The organism is Sphingomonas abietis, assembly GCF_027625475.1.
Taxonomy (GTDB): domain Bacteria; phylum Pseudomonadota; class Alphaproteobacteria; order Sphingomonadales; family Sphingomonadaceae; genus Solisphingomonas; species Solisphingomonas abietis.
This window is the reverse complement of record NZ_CP115174.1, coordinates 3000131-3013887: the sequence shown is the minus strand read 5'-3', so window position 1 is coordinate 3013887 and position 13757 is coordinate 3000131. Positions and strand designations below refer to the sequence as shown.

Annotated in this window: 12 protein-coding genes; 8 read left to right on the top strand and 4 right to left on the bottom strand. The window is 62.6% G+C overall.

Annotated elements, in window-relative coordinates; all coding sequences use genetic code 11:
* Positions 1 to 55: 55 nt before the first annotated feature.
* Positions 56 to 1390, bottom strand: a complete 1335-nt coding sequence (locus tag PBT88_RS14245; protein WP_270075989.1) for an aminotransferase-like domain-containing protein — start codon at positions 1388 to 1390, stop codon at positions 56 to 58.
* A 155-nt stretch (positions 1391 to 1545) separates the two neighbouring features.
* Between PBT88_RS14245 and PBT88_RS14240 the strand changes: the two genes are divergently transcribed.
* The 7 genes from PBT88_RS14240 to PBT88_RS14210 all read left to right on the top strand — a co-directional run bounded on the left by PBT88_RS14240 (position 1546) and on the right by PBT88_RS14210 (position 8584).
* The gene (locus PBT88_RS14240) at positions 1546 to 3291 is read left to right on the top strand and encodes a hydroxymethylglutaryl-CoA reductase, degradative (RefSeq protein WP_270075988.1); all 1746 of its coding nucleotides are present in this window, start codon (positions 1546 to 1548) and stop codon (positions 3289 to 3291) included.
* A complete protein-coding gene (locus tag PBT88_RS14235; protein ID WP_270075987.1) occupies positions 3291 to 4244 on the top strand; it encodes a hydroxymethylglutaryl-CoA lyase in 954 nt (317 codons plus the stop codon). Before PBT88_RS14240 ends, PBT88_RS14235 begins: the two co-directional genes overlap by 1 nt.
* 119 nt (positions 4245 to 4363) lie before the next feature.
* Entirely contained in the window at positions 4364 to 5272 is a 909-nt protein-coding gene (locus PBT88_RS14230; RefSeq protein ID WP_270075986.1) for a transporter, read from the top strand.
* A complete protein-coding gene (locus tag PBT88_RS14225; RefSeq protein ID WP_270075985.1) occupies positions 5262 to 5711 on the top strand; it encodes a hypothetical protein in 450 nt (149 codons plus the stop codon). The genes PBT88_RS14230 and PBT88_RS14225 overlap by 11 nt, the downstream gene beginning before the upstream one ends.
* Position 5712: 1 nt before the next feature.
* A complete protein-coding gene (locus tag PBT88_RS14220) occupies positions 5713 to 7095 on the top strand; it encodes a tripartite tricarboxylate transporter permease (protein ID WP_270075984.1) in 1383 nt (460 codons plus the stop codon).
* Between the two features lie 29 nt (positions 7096 to 7124).
* Entirely contained in the window at positions 7125 to 8144 is a 1020-nt protein-coding gene (locus tag PBT88_RS14215; RefSeq protein ID WP_270075983.1) for an SMP-30/gluconolactonase/LRE family protein, read from the top strand.
* 80 nt (positions 8145 to 8224) lie between these two features.
* A complete protein-coding gene (locus PBT88_RS14210) occupies positions 8225 to 8584 on the top strand; it encodes a carboxymuconolactone decarboxylase family protein (protein ID WP_270075982.1) in 360 nt (119 codons plus the stop codon).
* Positions 8585 to 8603: 19 nt separating this feature from the next.
* On the opposite strand, the gene PBT88_RS14205 is transcribed toward PBT88_RS14210, so the two are convergent.
* Positions 8604 to 9239, bottom strand: coding sequence for a TetR/AcrR family transcriptional regulator (locus PBT88_RS14205; RefSeq protein ID WP_270075981.1), 636 nt, complete (start codon positions 9237 to 9239; stop codon positions 8604 to 8606).
* 693 nt (positions 9240 to 9932) lie between these two features.
* On the opposite strand from PBT88_RS14205, the gene PBT88_RS14200 reads away from it, so the two are divergent.
* Complete coding sequence (locus PBT88_RS14200; protein ID WP_270075980.1) at positions 9933 to 10979, top strand: SMP-30/gluconolactonase/LRE family protein; 1047 nt, start codon at positions 9933 to 9935, stop codon at positions 10977 to 10979.
* A gap of 261 nt (positions 10980 to 11240) precedes the next feature.
* On the opposite strand, the gene PBT88_RS14195 is transcribed toward PBT88_RS14200, so the two are convergent.
* Together PBT88_RS14195 and PBT88_RS14190 are read right to left on the bottom strand one after the other, a co-directional pair.
* Complete coding sequence (locus tag PBT88_RS14195) at positions 11241 to 12122, bottom strand: alpha/beta hydrolase (RefSeq protein ID WP_270075979.1); 882 nt, start codon at positions 12120 to 12122, stop codon at positions 11241 to 11243.
* 336 nt (positions 12123 to 12458) lie between these two features.
* Positions 12459 to 13673: an IS701 family transposase gene (locus PBT88_RS14190; protein ID WP_270075978.1), complete on the bottom strand. Its 1215-nt coding sequence runs from the start codon at positions 13671 to 13673 to the stop codon at positions 12459 to 12461.
* Positions 13674 to 13757: the final 84 nt, after the last annotated feature.

Below are 13757 nucleotides of genomic sequence, written 5' to 3'. Positions count from 1 at the left end.
TTCGGGTGGCGGCGAATGTTCGGTGAATCGCCCCGGGGCCATCGGGGGCGATACTCTATTTTGCAGGCGACGCCGCAAGTTCGCGCATCCAGTCCAGAAAAACGGGATCTGCGCCATAGGCAACATTGACCCGCATCGCCGGCTTCGGATCCTTGGTGGTGCTGAATGTGGGAGATGGGGCGATAAAGATGCCGCGTTCGGCCGCACTTTCGGCGATCGGCGCGCCGGCAAGGTGCTCGGGCAAATCGATCCAAAGATAAAAACCGCCGCCCAGGGGACGACGAACGGAATAACCGGCGGCTTCAAGTCCTGTCACGGTTTCCTCGGTCGCGCGACTGGCCCTCGCGCGGAGCCTCCGTAAATGTTTGAGATAATGACCTTTATCGATCAGCTCGAAGATGAGCCGCTCGTCATGGGCAGATGTCGAGACGGTCGTGACGACCTTCAATTCATTGATTTCGGAGGCGATGGTCGCGTTGGCGGCGATATACCCCACGCGAAAGCTGGCAGCGAGAGTCTTGGAGAATGTACCGACGTAAATGACTCGATCCAGTTGATCGAGCGACGCCAAGCGCGGCAGCGCATATGGCAGCACGTCGGCGAATGGATCGTCCTCGATCACCGTCAGATCATGCGCCGTCGCGATTTTGAGGACGGCGTAGGCATTGCCCGGCGTGATCGACCCGCCGGTCGGATTATGGGCGAGGGATTGCGTGAAGAACATCCTGGCGCCGCTCTCACGTACTTTCAATTCGAGATCTTGCGCATCCGGCCCTTCGTGAAGGCGCCTGACCCCGACCGCCCGGACACCGGCCAATGCCAATTTCGCGATGAGAGGATAATAGCCGGGGTCGTCCACGAGCACGCTGTCGCCGGCGCGGACATAGCGGCGGATGATCAAATCCAGCGCGTGATTGGCGCCGTGCGTCATCAGCATCTGATTGGCGCTGCAGGCAATCCCGCGCTCGCCCAACGCGCCGCAGAGTCGTTCCCTTAGCGGCAGATAACCCCAGGCCGAATTATATGCGTCGGCATCTTGGAAGCGCTGGAAGGACAGATAGCGCTTGAGTTCGGAGGCATCCAGCCATCCCGGCGGTGGTCTGCCGTCACCGGGCCGAATCGGCAGCCGCCTTTCGAGCTGCTCTGTCAGCAGGGCGGCGCGATCCGTTGCCGCCACGATCGGCGGTGGCCTATCCTCCAGTGCTCGGGGCGGAGAGCGGACGACGAAATAGCCGGATCCCGGTTTGGCTTGCAGAAAGCCTTGGCCAACAAGCCTCAGATAGGCTTCTACGACGGTATTCTTTCCCACCCCGAGCCGCTCGGATTCTTGCCGAATGGACGGCAGGCGCTCACCCGGCTTCAGGAGGCCGGCGCGCAGCTGTCCCAACACGCCATCTATCACGAACTCGATTTTGTGCGGGGCGGAAGGCATTTTGTACCTTTGCTGGCGAGGGCACGGTTCCGGTCGGATTGTTAGGAACTGTTCCTGCTAAATACTCCGGCCGAGCGTTATCCGTCCCCAGTAGGAGGCGCAAGAGCTGCTCTTTGGCCGATCCGCCTCGCAGCCATGCACAATGGGTCGCGACCGAATATTCAGGGAACGCATCGGATGACGACGCGCGTCGTCATCGGATTTCGCCGGCCAATCGTCGCGTAACAGACGGCCTCATGTGCAGGGTCGTGAGGGCTTGCCACCCAATCATCGATATCGGTCTCTTCCCGCGCGGTTGGTCCTTCACGCTTGCATGGCAGGTCCACGCCACGCATTCGCGTTCCTTCGTGTCCTGTCTTGGAAGTCGGCTAAACCACCATTCTGGACCGTATTCCACACCGTCACCTCGTCGAAGGCGGTACAGTTCCGCTCAGATAGCGCCGATCCGTACCTCCCAAAATCCCATCAGCAGGATTATCCAGGATCAAAGGCCCAAGAGAGGCACCGGAGAGAGACCCCTTATTCTCGCCTTCGGACCTCTTGCAGGGTCACGGATTTCATCTCGGAGAGTAAGAGTGCTGCAGGAAACGAGCCCCAAAACGTCACGTATTTCCGGCTTTCATAAACTCGAGATCGCGGAACGCCTGAAGAAGGTGTCCGAATTTGCCACCCTCGACCAGGTGCATGTCGATCAACTGTCGGCGTCGTCGAATATCGATGCGCATCTCGCCGATCACATGATCGAAAACATGATTTCGACGATCGCCATTCCGGTCGGCGTCGCAACCAACATGAAGATCGATGGTCGGGACTTGCTGGTGCCCATGGCGACCGAAGAGTCGTCGGTGATCGCCGCAGTCGGCAACTCTTCGCGTCAATGTTATGAGAATGGTGGGTTCACCACCTCGATGTCGGGCACGCAGATGATCGCCCAGATCCAGCTGCTCGATCTGACGGACCCTGCGACGGCTCGCGTCGCGATTCTCGAACGCCGCTCCGAGATCGAGGTGATCTGCAACGAGTGCGACCCGCTTCTGGTGCGTTTCGGTGGTGGCTTCCGCGATCTCGAGGTGCGGTTGATCGAGGCGCCTTCCGGAACGATGGTGATCACCCACATTGTCATCGATACGAAGGATGCGATGGGCGCCAATGCCGTCAACACGATGGCAGAGCGGCTCGCGCCGCAGCTCGCCGAATGGACTGGCGGCCGCCCTTTGCTGCGCATTCTCTCCAATTTGGCCGATCGCCGCGTGGCGCGCGCGCGGGCCACATGGCGCTGCGAGGACATCGGCGGCGAAGCGGTTCGCGACGCGATGATCGCGGCATATGAATTCGCCGATACCGACCCCTATCGCGCTGCCACCCACAATAAGGGCATCATGAACGGCGTATCGGCCGTGGTGCTGGCGACCGGAAACGACACGCGGGCCGTCGAGGCAGGTGCCCATGCCTACGCTGCCAAGGATGGCTGGTATCGCAGCCTCAGCCGTTGGGAGGTCACCAAGAACGGCGATCTCTCGGGCGTTCTCGAAATGCCCATGGCGGTAGGGCTGATCGGCGGCGCCACGAAGATTCATCCGACCGCGCGTGCGGCTTTGGCGATCCTCGATGTCGACTCTGCCGAACATCTCGCGCGGATCATCGCGGCCGTCGGCCTGGCGCAGAATTTTGGCGCGATGAAGGCCCTCGCAACCGACGGGATTCAAAAGGGCCATATGGCGCTTCATGCGCAGAATGTGGCGATAACCGTAGGCGCGACGGGTGAAGAGGTGGCCGAGGTCGCCCGCCGCCTGATCGAGAGCAAGTCGATCAACACGGACACGGCGGACAAGCTGCTTGCCGAGATACGGGGCGCCTGATGGCCGCGTCGAGCACAGTCCGGATCGTGGAGGTCGGGCCGCGGGACGGCCTCCAAAACGAAGCCAGCGTGGTCACGCCCTCGCAGCGCATCGCCTTGATCGAGGCGCTTGTCTCGAGTGGCCTCGAGACAGTGGAAGCGGGCAGCTTCGTGTCGCCGAAATGGGTTCCCCAAATGGCGGGCTCAGGCGACGTGTTGCGCGGGCTGCCGCCGCGGCCGGGCATTAGCTACCCCGTTCTGGTCCCCAATCTGCGTGGGTTGGAAGATGCGATGGCGGCAGGAGCGCGTGAAATAGCGCTTTTCCTGGCGGCATCGGAGAGCTTCAGCCGGAAGAACATCAACTGCTCGATCGATGAATCGTTCGAGCGCGTCGCACCGGTAGTCCAGATGGCGAAGGCCAATGGGATTGCGGTTCGCGGATATGTCTCGTGCGTCCTGGGTTGTCCCTATGAGGGCGAAGTGGCGTTGGCATCGGTGGTGTCGGTCGCTGAACGGCTGATCGAGCTCGGTTGCTACGAGATATCGCTCGGCGACACGATCGGCGTCGGCACACCCGGCAAGGCCCGGGCCATGGTCGAATGCGTATCCGGCTCGATTCCCACGAAGAATCTCGCGATCCACTTCCATGATACATATGGTCAGGCCCTGGCCAACGTGCTTGCCTGCCTGGAAACCGGGATTGCTGTCGTCGACAGCGCGGCCGGCGGGCTGGGTGGATGTCCCTATGCGGCAGGTGCCAGCGGCAACCTGGCGACCGAGGATCTTCTCTACATGCTGGACGGGCTGGGGATCGCCACGGGCGTGGACCTTGAACGTCTGCTCGATGCGGTGACCTATATTGCGGACGATCTGCGTATCGCACCTCGCTCCAAATTGTTCGCGGCACGTCGCTCCGATCGGGGCGGCGATCGGGATCGGCGTAACGGTAAGAGCGAGATCAAACTCGCCTCATGACGGATACATGGCAGTCCATTCCGGGCTGCCTCATTGTCGGGAAAACGATCGGAGCGGGGCATCGCTGCCTCAGCGACCGACATGCCCCCCAGCGGGGCCTGACCAAGGGGACAGATGCTATGAAAGTGCCGAAGACGCGGCGCGTCGCTTGGCGTTCGATATTGCTTCGTTTTGCTCTCTTTTTGGCGAGCGGCGTAACGACAAAGGCCGAAGCCGTGGAAATTGAGCCCTATGAATATGTGACGCTCCCGGAGAATACCCTGATCGGGGTCTTGTACGGCTATTACGGGCATCATTCGGATTACCAGGCTTCGGGGCAGAATGGCGTGACCCAGAACGCCAACTTCCGCACGCAAACCGGCGTGCTGAAGATCGCAGACTATTTCAATGTCGGCGATCACCGCGCGTTGCTCAGCGTCGTGCAGATCGGCGGCTCCCTGGATCATGCCCGGATCGGCGATACATCGCTCGGACATGACAGGGGGTTTGGCGACACGCTCATAGGCAGTGTCTACTGGCCGATCAGCGATGACGTTCACGGCACCTATTTTGCCGTTGCCCATTATCTGACACTGCCGACCGGCGAATATGACAAGAGCCGCAGCGTCAATCTCGGTGGTCATCGGTTCGTTTCGAACCCGGGAATGTCGCTCGACCAGAAGATCGCCGGCAAATGGTCGATGGATCTCGGGGCCGACATTTTCTTCTACGGCGTGAACGGGAAAGCCAATGCGCTCGACCAGCGCCTGACCCAGCGGGTCTCGACACAATGGCAGGCCTTTCTCAACTATGCATGGGCCAAAGGCCTGTCGACATCGGTCGGCTACCAAGGCTTTCGCGGCGGCGTGCAGCGGCTCGATGACGTCCGCAACGGCGTGAAAACGGATTATGACGAGATCCGGTTCGTCGTGGCGAAGAGCGTCACCCCGAAGCTCCAGCTGCTCGCTGAAGCCAATCATCAGACCAGGACATCGGGGGGCTTCCGTCAGGATGCCGGCCTGAGCGGAAGGATCGTTTATGTCTTCTGATCACCTTGCCGAGGTATGGGGCGATATCGTCGATACACGGCATCTGCGGGCCTCGATCGCGATCGGTGCCACGATCAGCCTTCTTGCCTACTTCGGTGCGATACACCTCTTCAGCATCTTGGGAAGCGATGCGTCGGTCAGCAAGACCTATGCGATGCTCGTCGGGCTCGGCGGTTGTCTTCTCAGCTGCGCGGTATGCGCACGGCTATTTCCGCCCAAACGCATTCTCATCGAGAGCGGCCATGATGAACAAGCCCGCAAGGAGGCAGTCGCAGCCATCATGAAGAGCGCCGAAGATCGGAATGAGAGCCTGCCCCCGGCCGTGGTCGAAGAGCTGAAGGCATTGGGACTTTACGACATGCTGCCCTTGGACGAGCAGGAACAGGGTTCGCAATCATCGGATGGCCGGCGGCACGGTCCTACGGTTCGGGAGGCCTGACATGCACGGGCTTCTCCACGACTTGCTTGTTGCCATCGCGATGGGGCTGCTGGGTTCCATCGTTTTCTCGGCAGTGGGGCTGGTGTCCGGTACGGACGAAACAACGACGATCGCTCCGATCACATTATTGGTCGTCCTGTTGGGCGTGCCGCCCGTGGGGGTCTTCACCTTCTGGCTGTCCGCGGCTGTCTCCAAGCATATGACGCACGCGATCCCCACCGCCTTGCTGGGCATTCCCGGCGATACCATGGCCGTCCCGCTCATGCAGCAGGCGACCGACCTCCGCCGATTGGGGGTTCCGCACATCGCGCTTCGGAAGATGGTCTCGGCGGCGCTCATCTCCGCGATCATTGCGGTGCCGCTTTCGGTGCTTTTCGCGGTGATCATCGCGCCCGTCGGGCAAAAGATCGTTGCGGCGTCGCCATGGCTGTTTCTCGCAGCCTCGGTGTTGATCGCGCGTTTCTCGCCCGGCCGATGGGCGTCGGTGATGCTGCTGGTTCCTTTCGTGGCCGTCATTCTGGCGCTTCAGGCCTTTACCGCCGCCCACGACGTGAAGCTGAGCGTAAGCTATTTTCTCGGTATCGCGGTCGGCCCCCTGATTGCCGATCTGTTCAGTGTCGCCTCGCCGACGGAACGCGCGCGGATGGCGCGCAGCGAGCCGCGGCGTGTTTCGATCGCGCCAGACGTGAAGGGCTGGAAAGGCTATTTTCCGAACCCCTTCAAGATCCTCGACCCGGTTCAACTTCGCGCGGTCGCGGCGACGGCTGCGATCTCCAGCGCGACCTTTGTCTTTTCTCCGGTGGCGATGACCGTCGTGCTCGGCGAGGCGGTCGCGGCCCGGATCAAGCATCCTTATCACCGCCTCACGACCGTGCTCAGCGTGCGCAACGGGGTGACGGAATCGACCTATATCGCCGAAGCGATCATTCCGCTGGTTGCGCTGGGAATTCCGCTCAGCCCTGTCGCGGCGGGGCCGGCCGCGCCGCTGTTCAATGCGCCCCCCCGCTTCTTCGTCGATGCGGCGGGATCCCACATCGTGAATCTGCACACGATGATGAGCCCGTCGCAATTCTTGTTCTACGGGCTGCTTTCGGTCCTGCTGGCAGCGATCGTCGCTTATCCTTTGGCGATGAATTATGCCCGCTCGGCGGCAGTATTCGTGTCCCGCCATATCAGTCATGAGGCGATCATCGCCACCTTCGTCGGGCTGGTTCTCGTGATCGGTCTTTGGGAGGGCGCACTTCTGGGGTTGCTCGTGATCGTCGTGATCGGCCTTTTGGGCGGTCTGCTCTACCGTGCCTTCGGGTTCAATACGGGCGTGCAATTCATGGGATATTATGCGGCCGTCCTGACAGTGCCTGCAATTCTCAAGCTATTCGCATGAAAAAATTCGGCGAAAATTCGGAGGGATCCATGATCAAGGTATTTTATCTGCTCGCATTTGCGGCTGGAATGGGGTCTGTCGCCCCGTCCTATTCCGCATCGCTCCCCGCGCTTTCCTACACCACCGAAACTAAGGGCCCCGTTCCCATCCCGCCGTCGGAGCGGACACTCCAGACGATCACGGCCCAGCCTTATTTCAAGGTTTCGGACAAGGGGCTGCAGCTTGAGGGGGCCGTGTTCGATCTCCAAGGCGATTTGCGCTTCGTCGACGTATTCGGCGATCGCGTCTATCGTCTGACACGCGACCTCAAGCTCACAAGCTTCGCCACCCCGCCGGGGTTCGCGCCTGCGGGCCTTGCCGTGCATAAAGACGGGCGCCTGTTCATCGCGGGCCTTGGCAACTTCAAGGATAGCGGCGGGATAATCGCGACCAAAGCCGATGGTTCGGACGTCGAAACGATCATTCCGCCGAGCGCAGGCTTTCTCGTCGATGATCTGGACTTTGACGCCAAGGGTGGATTTTACTTCACCGATTTCCGCGGCAACACCAGTGATCCGAAGGGCGGCGTGTTGTACGTGTCACCTGACGGCAAGACGATCACGCCGGTGCTCCCCAACTTGGCCGTTGCCAATGGTGTGGCAATTGGTCCTGACGGAAAGACGCTCTGGGCCGATGAATTGAGCGCAGGCGCGCTGCACAAGGTCGAACTCAGCGATGCAACGACCATTGCGCCGTTCGGCACCTCCATTCCCTACCACTTCATCGGCCCTGCGCCTGACTCGATGCGGGTGGATTCGGACGGCAATGTCTATGTCGCGATCTACGGGCAGGGCCGAATTCTGGTCTTCAATTCGACGGGCATTCCGATCGGGCAGATTCTGATCCCAGGCCGAGAAACGGGTCACAATCTCCGCTCGACGAGCATGGCCTTTCGGCCCGGCACCAATGAGCTTCTGATCCTCGCGAGCGACGCCCAAGGGGGACAGGGGTGCAGCATCTATCATGTGACGGCGTTCGCAAAGGGCGCCTCGACATTCGCCCACCCTTGATAAAGGAGACGAGATTGCGCGCAGATGATCGCTTTCAGCGTGGACAGCAAATCCGCCGAGAGGTGATGGGGGAGGCGCGCGTGGCCGCGTCCGCCACCGCTGCCGGAGACATCGCGCACGACCTCCAGACATTGGTCACGGAGGTCGCGTGGGGGGACGTCTGGACGCGCGAGGGGCTGGACCGCCGATCCCGCTCGATCATGACGATCGGGATGCTCCTCGCGCTCAATCGATCGGCCGAGCTCAAAGCGCATGTGATCGGTGCGCTCAACAATGGCCTGTCGATCGACGAATTGCGCGAGATGATCCTGCACGCCGCGGTCTATTGCGGCTTTCCGGCGGCGCTGGAGGGGATGCGGGTGTTGCGCGAGACGTGGAGGGAACGCGAGAGCGGCAGCGATCCCGTGAGTTATTTTCACGGGGAGTTCGCAGACCGATAAGGCCCGCGGGACGAGAGCGTCACCCCACCGCGTTCGACAGAGGGACGTCGTGGCATCCGGTTTCTTCCGCGCCCGCCTGCCGAAGCGCGTAGAGCGCAAAATAGGCGGTCGAATCCAGTTGGGCACGGCCGTCGCCGGCTTTGCCCTGCAACGACAGCGCGCCGACGATGGCGACGATGTAACGGGCGAAATGGCTCGGATCGACGTCGACACCGAGGTCGCCGTCACGGCGGGCTTCGCGCAGCCTGCGTTTCAGGGCGTAGATGTAGATTTCGCGGCGATGGTTCAGCAGATCCCGAATGGGCTCGGCCACCGACGAGCAGGCGATCGCGCCATGGATCCCGAGCAGACCGTCGGGCACGGCGGGATCGAGGATCAGGGCGATGAAGCCGGACAGGAAGCTTTCGCAGACGCCCAATGCCGTCGGCATGCGCAGCGCGCGCCAGGCGAAGCCGAGCTTCGTGATCTCGTAGCGTCGCATGGCCAGCCGGAAGAGCCGGTCCTTATTGCCGAAGGTGCGGTAGAGGCTGGGCCGGTTGATGCCCATCGCCAGGGTGAGGCAGTCGAGACTGGCGCCCTCATAGCCCTTTTCCCAAAAAACGCGCATCGCGGCCTCGAGGGCATCATCCCTCACGAAACCCAGATTGCGCCCCATCGACGGCCTCCTTCAGCCCATATTCCGATCCGCTGCGGCGTAGAGCCAGCGGCCTTTCCCGGGGGTGACCGTAGGCCCGCTTTGGAGCGATGGACAGAGCGCGTGCGGGGCGCGGCGTGGCCCGCGCACGGGGCGGCGCTCGCGATGACCGGCGGCGACGGGAGGTCGGTCTTTCTGGTCGCGACTTTCGCGGCGTACCTCTCCGTCAAGGGGCACGGCCTTCGGGAATCAGGCGATGATTGTCCCTCCCACGGGCGGGACAGGAGGAGTAGGATGGCACGGCATGACTATCGCCGAAGATCGGACGTGACGGAAAAGGCGGCATCGAGCGATGTTCGCGCCCAGCGCGTTGCGGCGCGGTGCGGCAGCGGCCGTCGGGTTCCGCGGGTTGCTCCCGCCGCGGCGCCGCCGCGCCGCCGCCGGTTAGGGGCGGCACCGCCATGTTCCAGATAGCGCGCATCGGCCCGTCCTTCGGGTCCGGCAGCGAACAGGGCGGTCTGCGGGCGCAGTCGATCGTGCTCGTGGCGATCTCGCCCGGCCCAAGATGACCGCGGGCGGAGCAGGCGGATCGCGCCTGCTCGGGCCACTTCGAAGTCCTGCTCCCCGATCCATCGCGGACATCATCATGGACAGGCTGCGTTCCGGCCGTGCGTCGATGCTGCCGCGTCCCATTTTTCCCCAAGGAGATGTAAAGTGTTGAAGCGAACCTGCGGCCTGTTCCTGGCCGCGCTGGCCGTGCCTGCCGTCCATGCGGAGACCGTCGATCTGGCGCACCCGCATATCATCTCGAAGCTGGTCAGCGTCGAGGATGCCGTCGCCATCAATGATGATTGGGTGGTGGGAAGCAGCTACTCGATGACGAACGCGCCGACCGGCTTCTATCTGTTCAATGCCCGGACGAAGGCGTTCGAGACGATCAAGGGCGGCATAGCGTCGCGGTTCGACAGGAAGGCGTTCCCGACCTGCCCGGGCGCGCCCGACTTCAAGACGCTTTCGACGCACGGAGTCGATTATTACCCCGAGCGGAAGCGGCTCTACCTGGTCAACCATGGCGGCCGTGAATCGGTCGAGGTGTTCGACGTGGCGCTCACGGGCGGAAAGCCGCATTTCACCTGGGTCGGTTGTGCCGTCGCCCCGGCGAATACCTATCCGGACGCGGTTGCCGGCCTCGCGGACGGCGGGATGATCGTCACGAGCCTGTGGAATCCGAACGATCCCACGCGGAACGACAAGATGAAGGCGGCCGCGCCCCTGGGGGGCGTGTTCAAATGGTCGCCCGTGGCCGGCTGGTCGACGGTGCCCGGCACGGCAGACTTCTCGGGGCCGAACGGCGTCCTGGCGACCCGTGACGGCAAGACGATCTACGTCAATCTCTATGCCGGCAAGCAGGTTGCCCGGGTCGACCTGTCGGGGGGCCATGCCACGGTCAGGCTCGCCAGCGTCCCCTATCTGGCGGACAATATCCGCTGGAACAGCCGGGGCACGGCGATTTACGTCGGTGGCCAGGCCGAATCCCTGGATACCATGTTCAAATGCTACGCCGCGCCGTTCCCCGGCTGCAAGACGATCAAGTTCCAGATCAACCTGCTCGATCCGAAGACGATGACGATGTCGGTCGTCGTGCCGGCGGGCACCTACCAGGGGATGAGCGCGGGAACCGGCGCGATCGATCTGAACAAGGAGCTTTGGGTGACGTCCTTCAAGGACGACGACATCGCGATCTTCCCGATCACCGGCTGATCGGCGGCTCCCGAAGCATGGCAAGATCGGCCTGACGATATCGCGGGATTCGTCAGGCCGGTCCTTTGCATTCGGGGCGGCGTCGGGCTTGCGATCCGACGTCGTGGACCGAAGGGGCTTCGGGCGGGCCGCCTGGCGCGCGGCACTGGCCGTCGAAGACTCCCTTCGATCGCGATGACCCCGGTCCTGCCGCCAGGCGACGGGCAGGGCGGCGGGGGCAGGCCGGGCCGGAGCCCGCCTGCCGCGCCTGTCGCGCAGACCTTATCCCAGGCGGGTGCGCATGAAGGCGGCCATGCGGGCGATCGCCGCCTGGCCTTCGGGCGTCGCGCTGGCAAGCGCCGGGAAGGAGTGAATGGCGCCCGGCGTCGCGTGGAAGTCGACGGGGACGGCATAGTCCTCGAGCCGCCGCACCAGGCGCGTCGAGTCGCTGAACAGCAGGTCGTTTTCGCCCGCTTCCAGGTGGAGCGGCGGAAGGCCGCTGAAATCCCCGTACAGGACGGACGCCAGCGGATTTCTCGCGTCGGCCTCGCCGAGAAACCGCTTCGCCATGCCCGTGGCGGATTCCACCGTCGTCAGCGGATCGGTCTTCAGCGTGATCGTCTCGCCGGACAGTTCGAGGTCGGTCCAGGGGGACAGGGCGATGCCGCCCGCGGGCAGGGGAACGCCGCGATCGCGCGCCGCCATCATCACCGAAAGGACCAGGCCGCCCCCGGCGGAATCGCCGACGAGAATGATGTTGCTCGGCTTGATCCCGGTATCGAGCAGCCATTGATAACCTTGGAGCGAGTCTTCGATCGCGGCGGGGAAGGGGTGTTCGGGCGCCAGGCGATATCCGAAGCCGAGCCCGTAAAAGCCCGACGCCTTCGACAGCAGGCCGTTGAACTGGCGCCACATCCAGGGATCGCCGCAGACATAGCCGCCGCCGTGGAAATAGATGAAGACGCGCTCGGGATCGGCATGGTCGCTCCAGACCCATTCCGAATCCCCGGAGCCGATATGTCCGCACGCCGCCGGCTTGGCATGGATGTCCGGATCCACCGGCACGCTGTTCCAGACCTTGCGATAATGGTCGCGCTGCCCTGCGACGTCCAACGGGAAATCGGTGAGGGATGCGATCACCGCCTCCATCTCTTTACTCGGCATGCAACCTCCAAAATGTTCGCGGCGGTGAGTAACCCGCCTCGCGTGTCGGATGACAGGCACGGTTCTCCCGTGATTGACGGACGCCATACCCGCGACGTTCAAGGTACGGTGGGGCTGGCCGTCACGAAAAGCCACCGGGGGCCGCGCATGGTGCGCCCGCCGGATCGATCGGCCGCGCTTAGCATTACAGTTGCATTCTAGTTTTGAGATGAGCTCGTCTGGCAGCGGCTTGGTGCGCGCGTCGCCAGCATGACCAGGCGATGATGTACGCGGGCCGTATGCGGCGCTGAGCGAGCTTGTTGGCGATCCGCCGAACTTCCTGGATCGACCAGCGGATCAGATCCTGACGGTCCGCGTCCTCGATCTTTTTGGGGGCGTCACGGCATTGGCGCGGTATCGGATCACCGCCATCATGGCGAAGGCGAGCATGACCAGAGAGACGTGGCGATGCCAGCCATGCCACGAACGGCTTTCGTTATGATCGAGGCCGAGTTCGTTTTTGGTGGTCTCGAAGCTATCTTCAATCGCCCAACGACGGCCTTCGACAGCGACGAGTGTCTGGATGTTGGTGCCGGCCGGGCACCAGGTCGTGAAGTAGGCCAGGTCACCGTCGCTGATGTTACGGCGGATCAGCAGGCCCCGGGTCCACACGCCTGATTTCGTCTCGTCATATTCATCGGCATCGAGATCGGCGAGCTCGCAATATGCCCAGTCATGAAGACGGGCGCCCTTTGTGCCCTCACCAGCGGACAGGCGTTTCCATGCGTCTGCATCGAGGTCTTGTGCGATCTCCTCCGCCTTGCCTGCGACCGGGGGCTTGTCGCCCCAAGAGCCAAAATAGTGATCCGACTTCACGCCGAGAACGTAGCCCTTGCAGGCTCGACGCAGGGCCTGCTCGACGTCACCGACCCCATATACGGCGTCCGCCGCGACCCATGAAAATGGGACCTTGGCCGCCAAAGCCCGCTGTATCATCTGAACAGCCAAAGCCGGCTTGGTGGCGAAGGCTAACGCTTCAGGGACATGGGTTGCGGCAAGTCGTGCGGGATCACCCGTCCAGCTCTTTGGAAGATACAAAGCGCGATCGATAAACGCGTGCCCGCGAGCCGATACATAGGCCACGAATACACCGATCTGGCAGTTCGTGATCTTGCCAGCCGATCCGGTATATTGACGCGCAACGCCACAGGAAGCCTTGCCTTGCTTGAGGAAACCGGTCTCGTCGATGACCAGGACTGCCTCGTCGGTCGCAAGGCTCTCAACAACATAGTCTCGTACGATGTCGCGAAGCTCGTCTGCCTCCCATCGCCCGCGGCCCAAAATAGCCTGTTGCCGCCAAGGCCCCGGATCCCCTGCAGCCTCGGCGCGCATCCAACCCGTCTTGCGGCGCTCGTCACTCAGCAAGCCGTCCAGAAACAGGTTCGCAGACGCCGCAACGCGCTCCTGCGTGAACAACCCGCGCATACGGCTCTTCACGTCCCGCAGCGAGGACGCCCACAACTCCAGTGTCGCTTCTATCGATGCACCCGTCATCCACGGCCTCCTTACCATGGAGACCTATTGATTCAGAGTTCCGCTTGATATGCAACTGTAATGCTAGCGCGGATCGACATTCAGCGGATCGGGTGGCGATCT

Bases quoted from the DNA above. Each gene is read 5' to 3' on its own strand.
- PBT88_RS14195 (WP_270075979.1), bottom strand. From the start codon at position 12,122: ATGCCGAGTAAAGAGATGGAGGCGGTGATCGCATCCCTCACCGATTTC.
- PBT88_RS14205 (WP_270075981.1), bottom strand. From the start codon at position 9,239: ATGGGGCGCAATCTGGGTTTCGTGAGGGATGATGCCCTCGAGGCCGCG.
- PBT88_RS14225 (WP_270075985.1), top strand. From the start codon at position 5,262: ATGTCTTCTGATCACCTTGCCGAGGTATGGGGCGATATCGTCGATACA.
- PBT88_RS14190 (WP_270075978.1), bottom strand. From the start codon at position 13,673: ATGGTAAGGAGGCCGTGGATGACGGGTGCATCGATAGAAGCGACACTG.
- PBT88_RS14235 (WP_270075987.1), top strand. From the start codon at position 3,291: ATGGCCGCGTCGAGCACAGTCCGGATCGTGGAGGTCGGGCCGCGGGAC.
- PBT88_RS14215 (WP_270075983.1), top strand. From the start codon at position 7,125: ATGATCAAGGTATTTTATCTGCTCGCATTTGCGGCTGGAATGGGGTCT.
- PBT88_RS14230 (WP_270075986.1), top strand. From the start codon at position 4,364: ATGAAAGTGCCGAAGACGCGGCGCGTCGCTTGGCGTTCGATATTGCTT.
- PBT88_RS14220 (WP_270075984.1), top strand. From the start codon at position 5,713: ATGCACGGGCTTCTCCACGACTTGCTTGTTGCCATCGCGATGGGGCTG.